The organism is Streptomyces sp. SD15 (assembly GCF_054462255.1).
Genome location: NZ_JBTLMO010000025.1, coordinates 1 through 16,885, shown reverse-complemented (window position 1 = coordinate 16,885; position 16,885 = coordinate 1). Strand labels below are relative to the sequence as shown.

General features: G+C 62.7%; 15 protein-coding genes. 8 read left to right on the top strand and 7 right to left on the bottom strand.

Annotation, left to right across the window (positions count from 1 at the left end):
• The first annotated feature begins 1 nt into the window (after nucleotide 1).
• The 5 genes from ACX28W_RS24145 to ACX28W_RS24125 all read left to right on the top strand — a co-directional run bounded on the left by ACX28W_RS24145 (nucleotide 2) and on the right by ACX28W_RS24125 (nucleotide 7,977).
• Entirely contained in the window at nucleotides 2-2,833 is a 2,832-nt protein-coding gene (locus ACX28W_RS24145) for a Z1 domain-containing protein (RefSeq protein ID WP_459001384.1), read from the top strand.
• Nucleotides 2,830-3,840: a PD-(D/E)XK motif protein gene (locus ACX28W_RS24140; RefSeq protein WP_459001382.1), complete on the top strand. Its 1,011-nt coding sequence runs from the start codon at nucleotides 2,830-2,832 to the stop codon at nucleotides 3,838-3,840. Before ACX28W_RS24145 ends, ACX28W_RS24140 begins: the two co-directional genes overlap by 4 nt.
• On the top strand, nucleotides 3,837-5,564 hold the full coding sequence (locus ACX28W_RS24135; protein WP_459001380.1) for an AIPR family protein: 1,728 nt from the start codon (nucleotides 3,837-3,839) through the stop codon (nucleotides 5,562-5,564). The genes ACX28W_RS24140 and ACX28W_RS24135 overlap by 4 nt, the downstream gene beginning before the upstream one ends.
• 153 nt (nucleotides 5,565-5,717) lie before the next feature.
• A complete protein-coding gene (locus ACX28W_RS24130) occupies nucleotides 5,718-7,580 on the top strand; it encodes a DNA cytosine methyltransferase (protein WP_459001378.1) in 1,863 nt (620 codons plus the stop codon).
• Between the two features lie 82 nt (nucleotides 7,581-7,662).
• On the top strand, nucleotides 7,663-7,977 hold the full coding sequence (locus ACX28W_RS24125; protein WP_459001377.1) for a hypothetical protein: 315 nt from the start codon (nucleotides 7,663-7,665) through the stop codon (nucleotides 7,975-7,977).
• Here the strand turns inward: ACX28W_RS24125 and ACX28W_RS24120 are convergent.
• The 3 genes from ACX28W_RS24120 to ACX28W_RS24110 form a co-directional block, all read right to left on the bottom strand.
• A complete protein-coding gene (locus tag ACX28W_RS24120) occupies nucleotides 7,946-8,734 on the bottom strand; it encodes a transposase (RefSeq protein ID WP_459001375.1) in 789 nt (262 codons plus the stop codon). The two genes, ACX28W_RS24125 and ACX28W_RS24120, sit on opposite strands and share 32 nt — an antisense overlap.
• 44 nt (nucleotides 8,735-8,778) lie before the next feature.
• Complete coding sequence (locus ACX28W_RS24115; protein ID WP_459001374.1) at nucleotides 8,779-9,324, bottom strand: hypothetical protein; 546 nt, start codon at nucleotides 9,322-9,324, stop codon at nucleotides 8,779-8,781.
• A gap of 454 nt (nucleotides 9,325-9,778) precedes the next feature.
• Nucleotides 9,779-10,627, bottom strand: coding sequence for a hypothetical protein (locus ACX28W_RS24110; protein ID WP_459001373.1), 849 nt, complete (start codon nucleotides 10,625-10,627; stop codon nucleotides 9,779-9,781).
• 433 nt (nucleotides 10,628-11,060) lie between these two features.
• Here ACX28W_RS24110 and ACX28W_RS24105 point away from each other — a divergent pair, with 433 nt between their 5' ends.
• The 3 genes from ACX28W_RS24105 to ACX28W_RS24095 all read left to right on the top strand — a co-directional run bounded on the left by ACX28W_RS24105 (nucleotide 11,061) and on the right by ACX28W_RS24095 (nucleotide 15,017).
• Nucleotides 11,061-12,287 (top strand): DNA sulfur modification protein DndB, encoded by a 1,227-nt coding sequence (locus tag ACX28W_RS24105; RefSeq protein WP_459001371.1) that lies wholly within the window; start codon nucleotides 11,061-11,063, stop codon nucleotides 12,285-12,287.
• Between the two features lie 43 nt (nucleotides 12,288-12,330).
• On the top strand, nucleotides 12,331-12,846 hold the full coding sequence (locus tag ACX28W_RS24100; RefSeq protein ID WP_459001370.1) for a helix-turn-helix domain-containing protein: 516 nt from the start codon (nucleotides 12,331-12,333) through the stop codon (nucleotides 12,844-12,846).
• Nucleotides 12,847-13,316: 470 nt separating this feature from the next.
• On the top strand, nucleotides 13,317-15,017 hold the full coding sequence (locus ACX28W_RS24095) for an ATP-dependent nuclease (protein WP_459001369.1): 1,701 nt from the start codon (nucleotides 13,317-13,319) through the stop codon (nucleotides 15,015-15,017).
• A gap of 279 nt (nucleotides 15,018-15,296) precedes the next feature.
• Here the strand turns inward: ACX28W_RS24095 and ACX28W_RS24090 are convergent, their stop codons facing one another.
• The 4 genes from ACX28W_RS24090 to ACX28W_RS24075 all read right to left on the bottom strand — a co-directional run.
• A complete protein-coding gene (locus tag ACX28W_RS24090; RefSeq protein ID WP_459001367.1) occupies nucleotides 15,297-15,674 on the bottom strand; it encodes a hypothetical protein in 378 nt (125 codons plus the stop codon).
• A complete protein-coding gene (locus ACX28W_RS24085; RefSeq protein WP_459001366.1) occupies nucleotides 15,671-16,018 on the bottom strand; it encodes a hypothetical protein in 348 nt (115 codons plus the stop codon). Before ACX28W_RS24085 ends, ACX28W_RS24090 begins: the two co-directional genes overlap by 4 nt.
• On the bottom strand, nucleotides 16,012-16,440 hold the full coding sequence (locus ACX28W_RS24080) for an ATP-binding protein (protein ID WP_075027199.1): 429 nt from the start codon (nucleotides 16,438-16,440) through the stop codon (nucleotides 16,012-16,014). Before ACX28W_RS24080 ends, ACX28W_RS24085 begins: the two co-directional genes overlap by 7 nt.
• 46 nt (nucleotides 16,441-16,486) lie before the next feature.
• Nucleotides 16,487-16,885, bottom strand: a 399-nt coding sequence (locus ACX28W_RS24075; protein WP_459001365.1) for an NUDIX hydrolase, incomplete at its 5' end; no start/stop codon positions are given.

Below are 16,885 nucleotides of genomic sequence, written 5' to 3'. Positions count from 1 at the left end.
GTTGAGTATCGATCCGCTGACCCTTGCTCTCCGCATGGCTGAGGCGATGCTGCTGGAGACGGAGAAGTCGAACCGTACGCCGGAAACGCTCAGGGGCATCGCGGAGACAGTCCGGACCATGCTGGCCGCGACAGGGAAGGACGTGTCCTCGGAGCGGATCGCCCGGAAGTTGGAGGCTCGATTCGACGTCTGGGTACCCCCTGCGGTGCATATTGAGGATCCGTACGATCATCAGCCCTGGCTGTCGGACCGTCAGGAAAAGATCGAGTGGGCATACTGGGATCGATACAAGACATGGCTCACGCATCGTTCGGGATGGAAGCCACCCACGGTGGAGGCGCTCAGCGATTCCACGAATACGGTGCTCTCTTTGCTTGAGAGTCCTGAGCGTCAGGGTGAGTGGTCGGTGAAGGGCCTTACCTACGGACAGGTACAGTCGGGCAAGACGGCAAACTACACTGGCCTCATCTGCAAGGCCGTCGATGCCGGCTACCAGGTTGTGGTCGTACTCACCGGCGCTCACGAGAGCCTCCGTCACCAGACGCAGGCACGGTTGGACCTGGAGTTCCTCGGCTTCAACAGCCGTTTCACTCGCCAACAGACCGACGACTCGACCTATATCGGGGTCGGGAATCTGAGTATGAAGAATCCGCCGCTGTGTCTGTCGATCACGACGCGGGACAAGGACTTCAGCGCGAGCGTCTTCGAGAGCACGCCTGTGGATCCGCGTAGGGTGCGCCTGCTGGCCGTTGTGAAGAAGAACGCCCGTATCCTGGAAAACCTGAGGGACTGGTTGGGGAACTTCACGGCCACGCAGGACGATGGCCGCCGGATCATCAGGGACCTGCCACTTCTTCTGATCGACGACGAGGCTGACTACGCTTCGGTGGACACCCGCAAGCCGCGGCGTGGAAAGAGCGCCAGCGACTCGGAGCACGATCCGACGCGTATTAACCAGTGCATTCGTGACTTGTTGAACCTCTTCGAGAAGCGCGCGTATGTCGGCTACACGGCAACGCCCTTTGCGAACATCTTCATAGACGACCGGACCGATCATCCTGACTATCGGGATGATCTCTTTCCGCGCAATTTCATGGTGGCTCTACGCCCACCGACCAACTACTGCGGCCCCGAGGTCGTATTCGGGCTGGACGACGCGTCTGCAGACGTCATCCGTGAGCCGCTGCCCGTCATCAGAGCGGTGGCCGACGAGGCGCTATGGGTACCTGACGGTCACGGTAAAGAGCATCAGCCCCACCGGCTGCTTCCCAATTCGCTGCGGCAGGCGCTGGATTCGTTCGTGCTAGCTACAGCGGTACGCAAGGCCCGTACCGAGTATCTGGGAAGCCGGTCCGGCCACAACACGATGCTCGTGCACGTCACCCGGTATAAAGCGGTTCAGTTCGCGGTGGCCCGGCAGCTGACGGACCACTTCACCGGCATGGACAACCTTTGGGGAGACCGGGGGGCCGCTGGAGCTGCACTTCGGTTGCGCCTGCGGGAGTTGTGGGAGAACGACTTCGTTCCGACATACACGGAACTCTCCGAGCGTAGTGACCTTCCCGGACTGGTGGGAGAGTCGGTCACCTGGGAGCAGGTCGAGTCGTTGATCGCGGGCGTCCTCTCCGAGTGCGCCGCTGGAGTGAAGACCATCAACGGTGATGCCGCGGACGTCTTGGAGTACGAAGCGAGCACGCCAGCGACCGTGATTGCGGTCGGCGGTGACAAGCTCTCCAGGGGCTTGACCCTGGAGGGACTGACGGTTTCCTACTACCTCAGGACGTCCAAGACCTACGACACGCTTATGCAGATGGGGCGCTGGTTCGGCTACCGGCCTGGCTATCTGGACGTCACTCGGCTGTACACCACCAAGGAGCTGGTGGACTCCTATGTCCACGTGACACGGGCCAGCCGCGAACTGATGGACCTTGTGTCCTACCTGGCTGAGACGGGTCGGACGCCGGAGGACGTGGGGATGCGTGTGCAGGACGGCTATGAGCACCTGCAGGTCACCGCAGCGGCCAAGATGCGCAATTCCACCTCAGTGTCTCTGTGCTCCTCCGGGCAGCGGCCCGAGACCCTCTACATGCGCACCAACGAGCAGGCTCTGCGGGACAACCATGCACGCTTGGAGCGGCTGGTGGCCGCGGTGGAGGGTTGCGATGACGTGCCTCAACCGTTGCGGCGCGGTGCGCAAGGTTTCTTCCGCCAAAACGTGCCTGCCTCGGCCGTGGTGCAGTTTCTTGATGGGTTCGCTGCCTCGCCCCGCACCCTGCAGGCCAACCCGCAGACGCTCGTCGACTACATATCTCAGCAGAACAGCCGCGGTGAGTTGACTAGGTGGACCGTCGCGGTAACGACCGGCAATGCGTCGCGCACTTTTACGCTCGACGGTCGGGAACTGCGCATGGTCAAGCGCAAGTTGGCTGGTCTGCAGGAGACTATCTCTGCGGGCACCGACTACCAGGTGGGTGTGCTGGTGAGCCCGGTCCATGAAGCTATTGGCCTGCCAGCTGAGGCCTACCAGCAGCTGGCGAGCGGTTCGGGGGGCACGGAAGGGGCGGGCGTCAAGGCCTCCTCGCGGGCCAGTGGCCATACGATTCGCAGTCGCAGGGATCCGGGCGAGGGCCTTCTTCTCGTCTATCCAGTGGACCCGGGCGACCAGGTCGACGGAGTTCGGCCCAAGGGACTTCCCCTAGTCGGCTACGCGCTGTCCCTGCCGGTCTCCACCACTGCACGCCCAAAGCGCTACCGGGTCAACGACATCTATCTGCGGGAGCTGCAGAGGATGCTTTCCGGAGCGGGCGAGGACCCCGAGGAGGGCGAAGAGTGACGCGTGTGACCCCCCAGGAGGTGGCCGAGTCGTTCACCGCCATCGAGCGAGCCCGTGCCGCGTCCCACGGCAGTTCACGGCGTCGGCTGCTGCCCGACAACCCTCTCGACGTCTTCCTCGAAGTGCGGTTTCCCGGCCGGGAACGTGCCCTGGTGATCGCGAGCGGCGAGCGGCTGGAGAACCGGCAGCTCGTCATGGCCAATGGTCTGACCTGCTCATTTCGGGAGGGGCACGTGGAAGTCGTGGCGCAGCCGACCACGGACACCCACATCTTCTGCACCCTGCTGGCCGACCTTGTCGATCACATCGAGCGCACGTCCGTCGCGCCGGCTGCTGCAGTGGTGCGCAGGATCGCCTCTTGGCAGCGGGTGCTGGGCCGGGGGCTGGGAGGGATGCTGAAGCCCGAGGCCAGGATCGGTCTCTTCGGTGAATTGCTGGTCCTGCGGGACCTTGTGCTGCCTGCCTGCGGCCGGGACGCCGTGTCGAGATGGCTGGGGCCGGCGGGTGGTGTGCGGGACTTCGCATGGGGGGCTTGGGGCCTGGAGGTCAAGACGGTGTCCGGAGACCGCGGCAACAACCGCCTGCGGTGCCGCATCCATGGAGAGGAGCAGCTGGACGAGGGCTCACTCGACTACCTGGCGCTCGTACACCAGCAACTGCGCAGCGATCAGGCAGGGTCTAGTCTGTGCGATCTCGTCGACGAGCTGCGAGCCCACCCCAGCGTTGACGGGCAGGGGGCGGTACTGGAGAACTGCCTGGTCGAGGCTGGATGGTTTGACGTGCATCGCAGTCACTATGAGGGCGAGCGATGGCAGTTGAATGCACGCCGATGTTACCGGGTCACCGCAGATTTCCCGCGGCTTGTGCCTAACCTGCTGCCCAAGGGCATATCCAACTTGTCGTACGATCTGGACCTTGGTGCCTGCGGACAGGCCTTGGTCGGGGAGGCTCAGGTTCTGGCTGTGCTGGGCGCCGGTGTGCGCCACCCTGGGGAGGGGGACGGTTGAGCGAGAACGAGCTCACGGAGTTCGCGGAGTATCTCTATGAGGACGCGCGAGCGCGCACGGATTCTCCCGTGGGCACGAGGTTCAACGGTGCTTTCGTCGATGTCTTCCGCGAGTATCTCGTCGAGGATGGTGTCTTGGAGGACGTCGAGCCCTGCTATTGCCGTAAGCAGCTCGGCCGTAGTACGGCTGAGGTGTACGGGTATGCGCTAAATGATGGCGGATCGGTCCTGGACATCGTCACAGCGGAGCATGGCTGGAAGGCACAGACGATTCATAAGGCTGATGTCCAGCGTGCCCTGCGCCGGGCCCAGTCCTTCGTAGAGAAGTGCCGGAAGGGCTTCCATCTGGAGATGGACGAGACTGACCCCGCCTATTCGATGGCGCAGAGCATTCATGATGCTTGGTCAGGAATCAACCGCGTGCGCATTTTCCTGTTTACCGACGCCCGGCTTACCGTCGAGTCGATGCCTCCGGGTGAGACGGAAGGGTTGCGGTGCACCTACGAGTTGTGGGACATCGTCCGTCTGCACCGGTTGGCCTCGTCGGGGCGGCGTGAGGAAGAGACCGTTATCGAGCTTGCCGAGCCTCTCCCATGCCTGAATGCGCCGGGTGACCCGGACTTCGACTGCCTCCTGACCGTTTTGCCGGGCCAACTCCTCGCTGAGCTCTACAAGGAGCACGGTGGCCGTCTGCTCCAGCGCAACGTCCGCGCGTATCTGCAGGCCCGTGGCAAGGTGAATAAAGGAATCAGCGAAACAGTGCGTCAGGAGCCGGGACGCTTCCTTGCGTACAACAATGGCGTGTCCGCTACCGTGACCACGGCGGACACTACGGTGATGCCGGACGGCGGAGTGGTATTGACCCGGCTAGTCGACCTGCAGATCGTCAACGGTGGGCAGACCACCGCTTCCCTTCACCACATGATGCAGAAAGGTGTCGACCTTTCTCAGGTCAGAGTGCCCGCGAAAATCACCGTTGTTCGGCAGGAGATGCTGGACGAGCTCGTCCCGAACATTTCGCGCTTCGCCAACTCTCAAAACGCGATCAAGGAAGCCGACCTCCAAGCCAACAGCCCTTACCACCGAAGGCTGCAGGCACTGTCACGGTCGATCTGGGCACCAGCCCCGGAGGGCAGCACGCGTCAGGCTCGCTGGTACTACGAGCGTGTTCGCGGGCAGTACCAGGTGGACCTGAGCGCCTTGGAGAAGCAGGCCGAGAAGACGAAGTTCACGCGTGAGTACCCGCTGGCTAAAAAGTTCAGCAAGACGGATGTGGCCAAGTACGAGCTCACCTACCTGGGACGCCCCCACGACGTGTGTTTGGGCGCGGAGAAGTGCTTCCGGGTTTGGACGACGGACGTCGTCGACGCTTTCGAGGGCTCTCCTGACGCAGGTCATTTCAAGCACGTGGTGGCCAAGCGCATTCTCTTTGAGTACACCCGCAAGACGATCCAGAAAATGAGACTGGGCGGCTACTTGGGGCCGACCACTGCCTATGCAGTGGCGCTCTTGATCGACCGGTACCGGGACGAGGTTGATCTGGACGGTGTCTGGCGCGCGCAGGCTCTCCCTCAGTGGGTCGATGACCTTGTGCCTGAACTGGCGGTCGACGTTGTGCGGCCGCTGCTGGTCGCGGCCCCGGGCTCGGGAAACGTCACCGAGTGGTGCAAGAAGTCGCAGTGTTGGCAAACGGTTCGCGCGGTGGACTGGGGTCCACGCACCTGACGGACCGCCAGCAGGAGGGCCGAGTGGGGCGTCATTTCCGTTCGGGCGCGGACGGAAGGAAGGCCCCAGGTCAGGAAGTTGGGAGACCTTGCCTGGCTGGGGGGATGTATGGTCTCCTGGTGCTCGTTGTTGTCATTAAACGGAGGTTGGACAGTGGGGGGTCACTACGGTGTGCCTCTCGAGCGGAGTGACTATCTCAAGCTCGATCCGCACGAGAACAGCTGTACACCGGAGACCTTCACGAACTGGCTTGCGGAGCACGGCGATCACCGGCCGCTGGCCGTTGACCTTTTCTCCGGTGCCGGCGGCCTTAGCCTTGGCCTCAAGCAGGCTGGCTGGCAGGTAGCGGCGGCCGTCGATGCTGACGAACGCGCCCTAGAGACTCATGCTGCCAATTTCCCTGGCCTAAGCCTCCACTTGGATTTGGGTAACCCGGAGTACCGGGAGTGGCTGGTCGAGCTGCTCCAGCCAGCCAGCATCGACCTCATCGCTGGCGGTCCTCCGTGTCAGCCGTTCAGTAGAGCGGGACGTAGCAAGATCCGCAGTCTTGTGCAGAGGCATGGCAGGGATCCTCACGACCGGCGCAAGGAACTGTGGGTTGCGTACCTCGACATCGTTCTGGCGCTCAGGCCACGTGCTGTCCTGATGGAGAACGTCCCAGATATGGGACTCGGAGACGACTTCTTTGTTACGCGCACGATCGAGGACAAGCTGCAGCAGGAGGGTTACGTCACCCAGGTTCGCCTCGTCGACGCTTGGACGTACGGAGTGCCCCAACACCGCAAACGTCTCATCCTCCTGGCGCGCAACGATATCGATCGGATCGAGTGGCCGGATGCGGTGAAGAAGCGGACTTCACTGCGGGATGCCATAGGCGATCTTCCGGCCATCGGTGACGGAGAAACTGGCGGCCGTGCTCTCGCTTACATCGAGCCGGGTGGCCTGCCAACCTTCGCGCAACAAATGCGAGAGCAGGCGCATCGGGGGATCGTGCATGACCATATGACACGGCATGTCCGCCCTGACGACCGGGAAATCTTCGAGGGTATGACCTCCCGTACCCTGTACCGGGACATCCCTGCCCATCTGCGGCGATACGGCACCGAACATTTCAAAGACAAGTACAAGAGGCTCGACTGGGACGACCTTAGTCGGACTATCACTGCGCATATCGCCAAGGACGGATACGGGTACATCCACCCGGAGCAGCATCGGACTCTCTCAGTACGGGAGGCTGCGCGTATCCAGACCTTCCCCGACTGGTTCCGCTTCGCGGGAGTACGCAGTGACGCCTTCCGGCAGATCGGTAATGCTGTGCCGCCCATGCTCGGGCAGGCTGCAGCAGAAGCCCTGCGCCCGTTGCCGGGGACTGTGTCAGATGCTCCGTTGAGAGCCCGTTGGCTCGATGCGCGCGAGGATCTGACGGTGTGGGCAGAAAAGCAGCGTGACGCTGAAGCGTGGTTCCATTTTCCAGGAAATGAAATGGGACCTGTCCAAGCCGCAGTGGCAGCTGCCCTTTCCTCCTCGAAACTATCTGGTGCCGCACTGGCCGACGCAATGAATCTAGTCGAGGGCGAGAAGACTCTCAGGAGGTCAACGTTCGCGAAACTCCTGGGCCTCGCTCCTACAGACCGACTTGTCATATCTCTCGAGCGGCTGCGGCCACTCGTGGGTAAGTCCGTCGTCTGGAGAGAACCTCTAGAGGTACCCGAGAGAGTTGGCTTCAAAGGGGCCGAGACTTCCTTGTACCGACTCCTGCTGGGGGAAGATCTTCTCCTCGTTGGACAAGGGCAGCTCCGCGTAGCTGCTCGCGTCAACGGTAGCAAGGCCGACCGGTCCAACCGACTCAGTGATGGCCGTGTAGACCTGGCGAGGCTGATAGGAGCGGGTGAGGAGGCGCCCTTGCGAATGGCTGGTATACGGCGGATTGGCATGACCGTCTGTCGTGAGAGTGAGCCCTACTGCACCGACTGCCCTCTCCGACCTCATTGCGTCCAGCGGGCTAACACTTTCTAAAGGCTGTCCCGTAAGTGATGTCGGCCTCTCGGGCATACTGACGGGCGTTGCCGCGGTGGCGCGGCTCTGGAATGGGGGCCGAGTGCCTGAGTTGCGCTGCGAAGCGGTTCGCTGGGTGGACGATGAGCCGTTCCCCGGCATCGTGGAGGTCCGGTTCATCGATGCAACGGGACACTGCTGGTCCTTGATCGACAAGTGTGCGATCTTTGCCCAGCTTGGTGAGCTGACCCCTGACTCGACCTACCCAGTCGAGGTCACGGTGGCGTGTGTGGTCCAGGGTGTCGGCGTGGGGACAGTCGGCGACGAGATCGTGACGGTCTCCACCTCGCCGGACGGCGTCGCGACGCTGGACGGGCAGAACACTTTCACCGTGAGGCGAAGCCAGCTCCTCCAATGAGGGCGAGATTGTTCAGCCTGGCTATGCCGAGCATGGCGTTGTGGACGCCGTCGCCCTTCAGGCGGCAGTCGCGAAGGATTTTCCAGGTCTTCAACCGAGCGAAGACGTGCTCGACGCGTGCTCTGACCTGCTTGTGAGATCGGTTGTGCTCCTGCTTCCAGCCGAACAGTTCGCCGCCCGCGGGACGGCGATGTGGGATGCCCAGCCCGGTGCCCCGGTAGCCGCTGTCGGCGATCGTGGTGGTCTTCCCCACGGCTGCCTTCGCACCGGATTCCGCCCACGCCTTGCAGTCGTTGCGGTTCCCAGGCACCGGCCGTCCGACCACAACGACCATCCGTGTGTCTGCGTCGATGACCACTTGGTGGCTGGTGGAGTACCTGTAGTTCTTGGACTGCTCGGCGACGCTGTGGTCGCGGGTGGGCACGAGCGTGCCGTCGACGATGAGCACGGTGCCGGCGCGGAAGCGCTGCCTCTGCTTGAACGCCAGCAACGGCTCAACGTGGTCGACGATGCGGTCAGCAGCTGACTTGGAGATGCCGAACAGCGGGGCAAGCTGGCGCAGTGTCAGGTTGGTCCGCCAGTACGCGGTGACCAGCAGCACCCGGCCTTCCAGCGACAGTGACCAGGGACGCCCTCGGCGAGTCAGCTCAGCACCTTCTCGGCGCAACGTAGCGATCAGCCTGCGGAAGTCGCGCGGTTGCAGCCCGCTGAACGGGGCTATCCAATGCGGTTCCGAAGCCGTGATCACACCAGCCACGTGAAGAGATCGTTCCACACCTATGGACCTCGGAAGGCCGCGCTTCAGCCGCAGCGGCTCTCCCGTGGCTCCACGGAACCCACCTGTTCCATGCGCCGGATCTCCCGCTCTGCCGCTTCCAAGTGCCCGAGGTCGAGGGCCATCGCGGCACGCCCGGCGACGTAGAAGATGTCCTGTCGGATCCGACAGCCCAACCCCGGTTGGCGGCACAAGGCCAGGAACCGCACTTCGAGACTGAGTTCGATGCGGCCCATCTCGTCCCGGACGCCGGCCGAGAGTGCGGCGTGCCGGAGATCCTTGGCGTAGTCACGCGTCTGCCGGTCGGCCTCGTCAGGCCGGGCTTCCACGGGACGATAGGGGTGATCGGCCCACTCCGTGTCAGCCCACCAGACGAGTTCGTCCAGGTACTCCGAGGCGACCCCCAAATCCGGGGGCGAGGAGGAGAGGGCCGCGTCCGCGCCGGCAACCAGCTGGGTGAGACGACGTCGCGCGTCGTCGTCCCTCGCCACGCACATTGCGATGAAACCCGACAACACGTCGAGCCTGCGCGACACCTCCGCCCGCTGCCAGATCTCGTACAGTCCCGCCATCCACCATTCCCTCGCCGACCGACTGCGTCTCCGCGCCCCGAACCCACCGTGGCTGCCCCCTGCATCTGGCACGGCAGTGGCACGAACCTCAGCCGATGACAGTCAGCCACGACGGCGGGTGCGCCGACCGACCACGCACGCGTATGCCTCGCTGCACCCCCACTGGCCTCAGCCACGCCGTCCTGCCGTCGACCACAGCAAGTCACGCTGGCCGGGTCGCAGGGCACAACCGAGTCCACCTCCTCAAGGCTCGCAGCTTGGGAAGCTGAGGGCATCTGGGGCTTACTCTGAGGCTGACCTGCGGCTGAGCGGTATCGGCGCCTGCTGCGAGGCCGGCCGGTTCCCCGGTGTTCCCCGTGGTTCCCCGTACGATCTGGCACGGGTCTGGCACGGGCTTCCTCTATTCACGGTGCCTGCATAGCGGACGTCAGCCAAGAGGGAACACGCCCCTTAGCTATTCAGATTCTTGAGGCTTGAGGTTGTCGTACGCCCTGGGGTGGGTGCGCAACTGCCCCTTGAGGTAGCGCCGATCACGCAGGTTCGCCATGACAGCATCGTAGTGAGCCTGCTCAGCGTCCCAGTCTCGGTCGAGGTGGGGCATCGTCTCGTCCGACATCTCGCGGGCGAGGTCATACAGATCCCTTCGCCAGGCCGGGTCAATGGCCCGCTCGTTGACAACCGCGTTACGGAAGGCGAAGCACGCGAAGAGCGCTGTGGATGCGAGCAGACCGACGGCTTGCTGACAGGCCTCTTCGTCGAATGTGATCGCCGAGTTCAAGAAGAAATGATCTTCCTCTACTGTGAACTGCCCCATGCATGACTCAGCCGTCGGGTGGGCCCAAGCAGAAGCCTCCGCGTAGAAGTTCTTGTACTTGTCAACCTCATGCGCGGAGTCTCCTCGTACGTCGCTGAGCCACTGTCGTACACGCACGTCAGGGAACCACTTGCCGTCACGAAGCCATTGATCGGCCATCTTGGGGTCCTTAGCCAACACTCTGGCCAGGCCAGCAGACTCATACACCGAACGTAGCAAGTTGCGCGTCTCCGCTAGGAAGCCGTGGCTTGTGACCACCCAAGCTGCCCGCAGTTGGGTGAAGCTTCGAGCCAGCGCCCCTGCGGCAGCGAGCTCATTCTCGAAGGTCTCCTCGAACGGAAAGCGATCAACGCGGAACGTGCCGAAGTGGAGAAGCGCCATGGCGCGTCCGAACCAGGCGCTCTCAGGCCAGTCGGACGAGGCTTCGAGGAAGCGCCCCATGTGTACTACGTCATCCGGGAGTGCGCCCAGATCGTACTCGTCTGTCATGCGCCTATGGTGCTCGCCCTGTAGTTGGTGGTGCCACAACATTTGCCGGACGCTGCAACGGCTCGGGAGGGCGCATGGGTCTCACGCTCTTCAGCAGGTCAGGGCCCTGCGACTGCCACACAGCGTCGAACCGGTCCACGAATAGTCCATGCAGTCAGACACACAAGAGTGACCGTCGTGGTCTGAACTGATCAAGGCGCGCTTCTGCGGTGGCCTCCGTCGCTTCCGCGGACGGCTGGAGTGACCGAAGACTGCTCGCCGCGGTCGCATCTGCAGGGTTGTTATCCCTACCGCAGCTAGAAATCACCAACTGAGGTACAGGTAATGGAGGGTTCTTGGCCACCTCAGTTGACTTCCTGACGGTGTGTCCGGTAGCGTCTTCGGGCATGACGGTGCGTCAAAGCGGCGCCCGTGAGGGGGAGGAACCTTGAGCATGTCCACGTCTTTGAAGCCGGTGACCACCGGCCTGCCCGCCGACCTTCGGGAGATCCGCAAGGGGGTCATGGCGAACGGCGTCATCGACTGCGAGAACCTGCTGGCCATCGTCAACGACCCCCAGGAGGTCGAGGACGCCACCAAGCGCGCTCAGAAGGCCGGGCAGCCGATCGGCGCGTACGCCCGCACGCGCGCTGAGATCCAGCGGCTCTTGGGCACTGCGGGCAGTAAGAAGGCTAAGAACGTCGGCGAGTACGCCGACTACATCGCGGCCGGCCTGCGAGGGGACTACGACGACGCTTGGTCGCTGCCGCAGATCACCCTGTGGTCGCCGCGCCCGCTGGTCATCGCTGAGGACGGCTCGTCGGCCCTGCCGATCAAGGACGGCCTCTTCGCTCTCGACAGCGAGACTCAGGTCACCGCCTGGCACCGGATCAAGAAGAACCCGGCTGCGTACGGCCTGGAGGACTGCGACTTCGGAGCGATCCCGCTGTCGTTCGAGATCTTCCACGGCATCAGCGTCATGGCGGCCCGCCAGATCTTCCACGACCGTAACCTGAAGGGCGTTCCGGTCGACAAGTCCTTGGCCATGTCCATGGACGGCCGCGACTTCGGCACCACCGTGACGCGCAAGCTGATGGAGTCGCTGCAGGTGCCGGCTGGTGAGACCACGGTTCCGCTGTCCAGCCTAATCCTCACCGGCAAGCGTCAGGTGTCGGACAAGGCCCCGGAGTGGATGACGATGTCGGTCCTGCGGACCCTCGTCGCCACGGCCATGCTCGGCAAGGCCGGTATCCACGCCGCGTCGACCGGCATCGAGCATGAAGACATCCCCGCCAACGAGAGCGGCGACCGACCGGACAAGGCGGTCGTCCAGCGCGAGGTCATGGAGACGGTGGGCGTGTTCCTCCAGGAGAACGCCGCGCTCTTCCACGCCAAGGCTGCCGTCACCGCCCCCGCCGTCGTGGCCGGCCTCGGCGCGACCATGAACCGCACCATGTCCTGGAGCGCCGACCCCATGCCCGAGGGCGTCACCCTGGAGCGCATGTTGGAAGGTATCGAGTGGGAGCGCGAGGCGAAGTACTGGAGCGGCATCGCGGCCAAGGTAACCGACCGGGGGGCCGTCTCCTGGGCGGGCGGTGCCCGTGACTCCGGCCACAAGGTCTACGACGCGCTGAACCACCCGGAGAGCGACACAGGTAAGCAGATCCGCGGACGGTTCTAGTCTTCTGAGTCAGGAATTCTGTTCATATGTATAGGCTTGCTGTATGGCACGGATGGGGCGGCCGAAGGCCGAGGTGACGCTGTCGGACGAGGAACGGGCCGCACTTCAGGGGTGGGTGCGGGGTCGTTCCACGCCGCAGGCGTGGGCCTTGCGGTGTCGGATCATCCTGGCCTGCGCGGAGGGCGCCTCGAACAAGGACGTGGCGGCTCAACTCGGTTCCACGCCGCATGCGGTGGGCCGTTGGCGGGCCAGGTTCGTGCAGTACCGGATCGCTGGTCTAGGTGACATGCCACGTTCCGGTGGCCCCAGGACAGTGACGGATGAAGAGGTCGCCGCGGTGGTCTCCAAGACGCTGGAATCTACTCCGAAGAACGCAACGCACTGGTCGACACGGTCGATGGCGAAAGAGATGGGCCTCTCACAGTCGTCGGTGTCACGGATTTGGCGGGCGTTCGGCCTGCAGTCGCACCGGTCCGAGACCTTCAAGCTGTCGACCGATCCGTACTTCGTCGACAAGGTCCACGATGTCGTCGGCCTCTATCTGGACCCGCTGACGTGATCTGCGACCAGAGTGTCCAGGTCGCTCCGGCTGTAGAGCCAGCCCAACTCATCAGCGCATCTCGACTCCGGCGAGCCGTTGTTGACCGTGGTTGACCGCCCTATGTGGCACGGCTATGGGACGTCGGCGCTCTGACGCAGATGCTGTACAGCCACAACTGACCACCAGCGGCCGTGACCTGCGGCAATCTACTGGATCATCGCTCTGAACTGCTGTGCAGCTGCCAGCAGTTGGCAGCGCTGGTCACCAACGAGTGCCCTTCCACGGCCCCAGGACGGCCCGGGAGGGCTCTTGTGCGTGGGGTGCCCTTGGGCTGCGGTTCGGCAATCGGATAGCACCCGGCACGGCACCACAGTGTCGCACCACATAACCGACGCGGGTGGCGAACTGGAAGAAAAGCGTCGTACGGCTCGTAGGGCGGATCTAAGCTTGAGCATCACAACCGCCGTACGGGGTAAGGGGCCACGAAAGTGCAACTTTCAGGACTGTCGGTGAAGAATTACCGATCAATCAAACAGACTCCGCGTCTCAACTTCGGAGAGTTGGCAGTTCTGGTCGGCCCCAACAATGAGGGGAAGTCCAACATACTCCGAGCGGCAGTTATGGGCATGCGAATACTGCGTCGTTTGGGATTGATGGGATCCGCCAGAGCTAGCTCTCCAAGTGCACGTCTTTCTAGCAGGCAGTATTATGACTGGTTCGAAGACTACCCGAAAGACCTTCAGGAGAGGACTCCGAACGGCAGCACGATAATTGACTTTTGGTTTGAGTTGGATGATGCAGAAAAGGCTCTTTTTAAGAGTCAGATCGGAGTCAGCCTCAAAACAGAACTGCCGATCCGTCTCACGGTTAACAAGTATGCGGATTTTACTGTCCGTAAGCAGGGGCCAGGAAAGGAGACACTAAACCGAAAGTCTGGGCAAGTGGCGGGCTTTGTTGGTCGCCGACTTCGAATTGAATACGTCGGCTCGGTTAGAACGGCCGCTGACGCTACAGAGGTGATCCGTGAAATGTTGCGCGACCGCATCACTGAAGCTCTCGACGCCGTACAATACGAGAGCTTGGTCAGTCAACTTTCAGTAGCGGTCACTGATGCGATGAAGCCGCTGGCAATCGAATTGCGTGAGACTCTAAGAAACTTCATCCCAGACATATCTGACGTTCGAATCCAAGTAACAGAAGGGGGTATTCTCGACGGGCTAATCGACGAGACTTCGGTACTTATCGATGATGGTGCCGAAACTGACCTGAGGCACAAGGGTGATGGTGTGCAGAGCTTGGCGGCTTTGGCTATGGCGCGGAAGGTGGCCGATAGCGGAAGGCGTTCGTTGATCCTGGCTATTGAAGAGCCCGAGGCTCACCTGCATCCGAGCGCCGTGCATAGGGTACGCCAAGTAGTGAACGAAATCGCATCAAAGCAGCAGGTGATTTATACGACCCATAGTCCGCTTTTGGTGGACAGGTTTAAGCTGTCCAATAATGTCATCGTGCGAGGCAGTAAGGCTGCACCGGCGAAGACGCTGAATGAACTGCGCGATGTTCTGGGGGTGAGAACTTCAGATAACCTCGCACAAGCTAATCTTGTGCTGATCGTCGAGGGGCTTACGGATCGTAATTCCCTTGAGGCTCTGATAGCGAACAAAAGCCAAAAGCTTAGTGCATTTATCGCTAGTGGTGGACTCGCCTTGGATCACTTGAAGGGTGCCTCCAATTTGCTGCCCAAGTTGGATGGATTGCGTCAGCAGCTTTGTCAGTATCATGTTCTCTTGGATCATGACTCTGCCGGGTTGATAGCCGGAAGTAAAGCGCGCGACGCAGGTCTACTCTCCTCCAAAGAAGAAACCTACACCATAGTTCCTTCCATGAAGGAGTCGGAATTTGAAGACGCTCTGAACGTGGAGCTGTATAAGGGGGAAGTCTCGAAAACGTTTGGCGTTTCCTTGGATGTACCGGAATTTAAGAGAGAAAAGAGTAAGTGGGGGGACCGAATGGAGGCTGCTTTTCGATCGCAGGGTAAAGTGTATGATGCAAGCGTGGGTGCGGAGGTGAAAATACTCGTGTCGAAACTCGTGGTTGCTAATCCTGGCGCTGCTCTGCACCCTAAGCGTGCAAGCAGTATTGATGCACTATGCTTGCAGCTTGAGAGTCGTATTGATGAGATGGAATTCTGAGCGGGCCGCTGCGGATCTTGGATACGAAAGGTCGGCGGAGCGGCTTTGGGCTGGAGCTGCTTTGGGGCCATGATCTTAGAGGCTCGCCCCAAAGTGGCTGCCTAATCCGTGGAGACGACCGTCCCAGCCACAGAGGGTGTCCCCCACCTCATGCCCGCAGCTCGCTAGCGCGCCGCCGGGCGCGGCCAGCCGGGGCGGAGACAGGAGGCAGGCCGCGCCGCAGAGGCGGCGCGCGCCCGCGCCGTGCGCGGGCCTTGAACCAGTAGAGAAAGTTGTAACTCAGTACTCGGTGTGGGGCTTGAAGTCATATGCACAGGCTGGGAGTTCAAGGCTTCGCCGGTGTGCCAGGGGTAGGAAGAGCGCTGGTCGGGCTGTCCAAGTGATGCGTGTGCCGCCCTGGTTGATCGTGACCGTGCAGGGTTCCGAGCACAGGAGGGCTCTTCTCGTTTCGATGCGGCCCTCGTACAGCCATTCCCAGGCTTCGTCGGAGGCTCTGGGGTCCAGTGCTGGTGTGATGGTGCGCAGTGCGATTGCTATCCAGCGGTCTGCCTGTCCGGCCGAGTGGGCGTCGAAGGAGCCGCGGAGGGTCGGCTGTTGCGCCTTGGTGAGGTCTTCGGTCCAGCATTCGCACCAGAAGCCGCGGGTGTATCCGTTCACGGGGTCGCTCCCGGCGGGTAGGCCACGAGGATGTAGCGCGTGTTCTCGTCGTGCAGGGTGAGTTGGTAGGCCGTACCCGTGGTCAGGTAGGCGAGGGCTCGTTCGTGTTCGGTTTCGTCCCGCAGCCAGTAGCGGCCCGGCTGGGCGTATGCCGTGTCGAGTTGGTCCGTGACGTTCCTCGTGCGCTCGAGAAGCCATCGCAGCGCCAGGCGGGGGCTCGTCGAATCGTGTGATCCCAGGGGGATCGGGCTGGTCTCCTGCAGTGGATAGGCCGTGGCCCAGCAGCGGTACGCGCCGCCCTGCCTCGCCGCGGCTAAGTCCTCGGGAGTGGTCGAGGTCAGCACGGGTGGCCTCCCGGGCGGGCGCTCGTGAAGAGTTCCGCGGTGACCGTGTGGCCGGCCTGGCTGTCGTGGATCACGACCCGGTGGGCGATTGCGCTGACCATGCCGAGGCCCCGCCCGTGTGTGGCGTTCTGGTCGGCGTGCTCGGCCTTCGGTGCTGTCCCGGTGCCGCCGTCGTCCGTGACTGACAGGGCGACCACCTGCGAGGACACAGCGAGGGCCAGATGGAAGCTGCCCGACTGCTGTCCGCTGGCGGTGTGCAGGATCGCGTTCGCGCTCAGCTCGCTCACGATCAGTTCGGCGTCCTCGGCTAACGGTGAGCCGCGCAGGATGTCGCGGGTCCAGCGGCGGGCCCGGCTGACCTCTTCGGGGAAACCTGGGCAAGTGAGTCCCCAGACCCGCGCAGTGCTCGTATACTCGTGCATACAAGTTCCTTCGTGCTGGTAGGCCGCCATGTGCAGCGGGTTCGGGCTAGACGAGTTTCACGCCGTCGTGGGCGCGGATGGCTGGCGGGGATGCCGCGTCGAGTGCGTCCAGGACGCGGATCGCGTACGCCTCGTCGGCGAGTTCGGTGACTTCTTCGCGGGTGGCCCAGCGCAGTGCGTAGGTCTCGTCCCCGGTGGTGGGTGTGCCGTCGGCGGCTTCGCAGCGGAAGACCAGAGAGACGATCAGGCCCGTCATGTTCTTGTAGACGCCGGTGAGGGTCGCGGGAAGTGCGATCTTGATGCCGGTTTCTTCGAGGACTTCGCGCTGAAGGGCCTCGGGGAGGGTTTCCTCCCGCTCGACGATGCCACCCGGGGGTTCCCAGTGACCGTTGTCGCGACGCTTGATCAGCAGGGCTCGGCCCTGGTCGTCGACAATGACTCCGGC

Coding starts and splice junctions, on each gene's coding strand:
- ACX28W_RS24115 (WP_459001374.1), bottom strand. CDS start 9,324: ATGGCGGGACTGTACGAGATCTGGCAGCGGGCGGAGGTGTCGCGCAGG.
- ACX28W_RS24110 (WP_459001373.1), bottom strand. CDS start 10,627: ATGACAGACGAGTACGATCTGGGCGCACTCCCGGATGACGTAGTACAC.
- ACX28W_RS24105 (WP_459001371.1), top strand. CDS start 11,061: ATGTCCACGTCTTTGAAGCCGGTGACCACCGGCCTGCCCGCCGACCTT.
- ACX28W_RS24100 (WP_459001370.1), top strand. CDS start 12,331: ATGGCACGGATGGGGCGGCCGAAGGCCGAGGTGACGCTGTCGGACGAG.
- ACX28W_RS24080 (WP_075027199.1), bottom strand. CDS start 16,440: ATGCACGAGTATACGAGCACTGCGCGGGTCTGGGGACTCACTTGCCCA.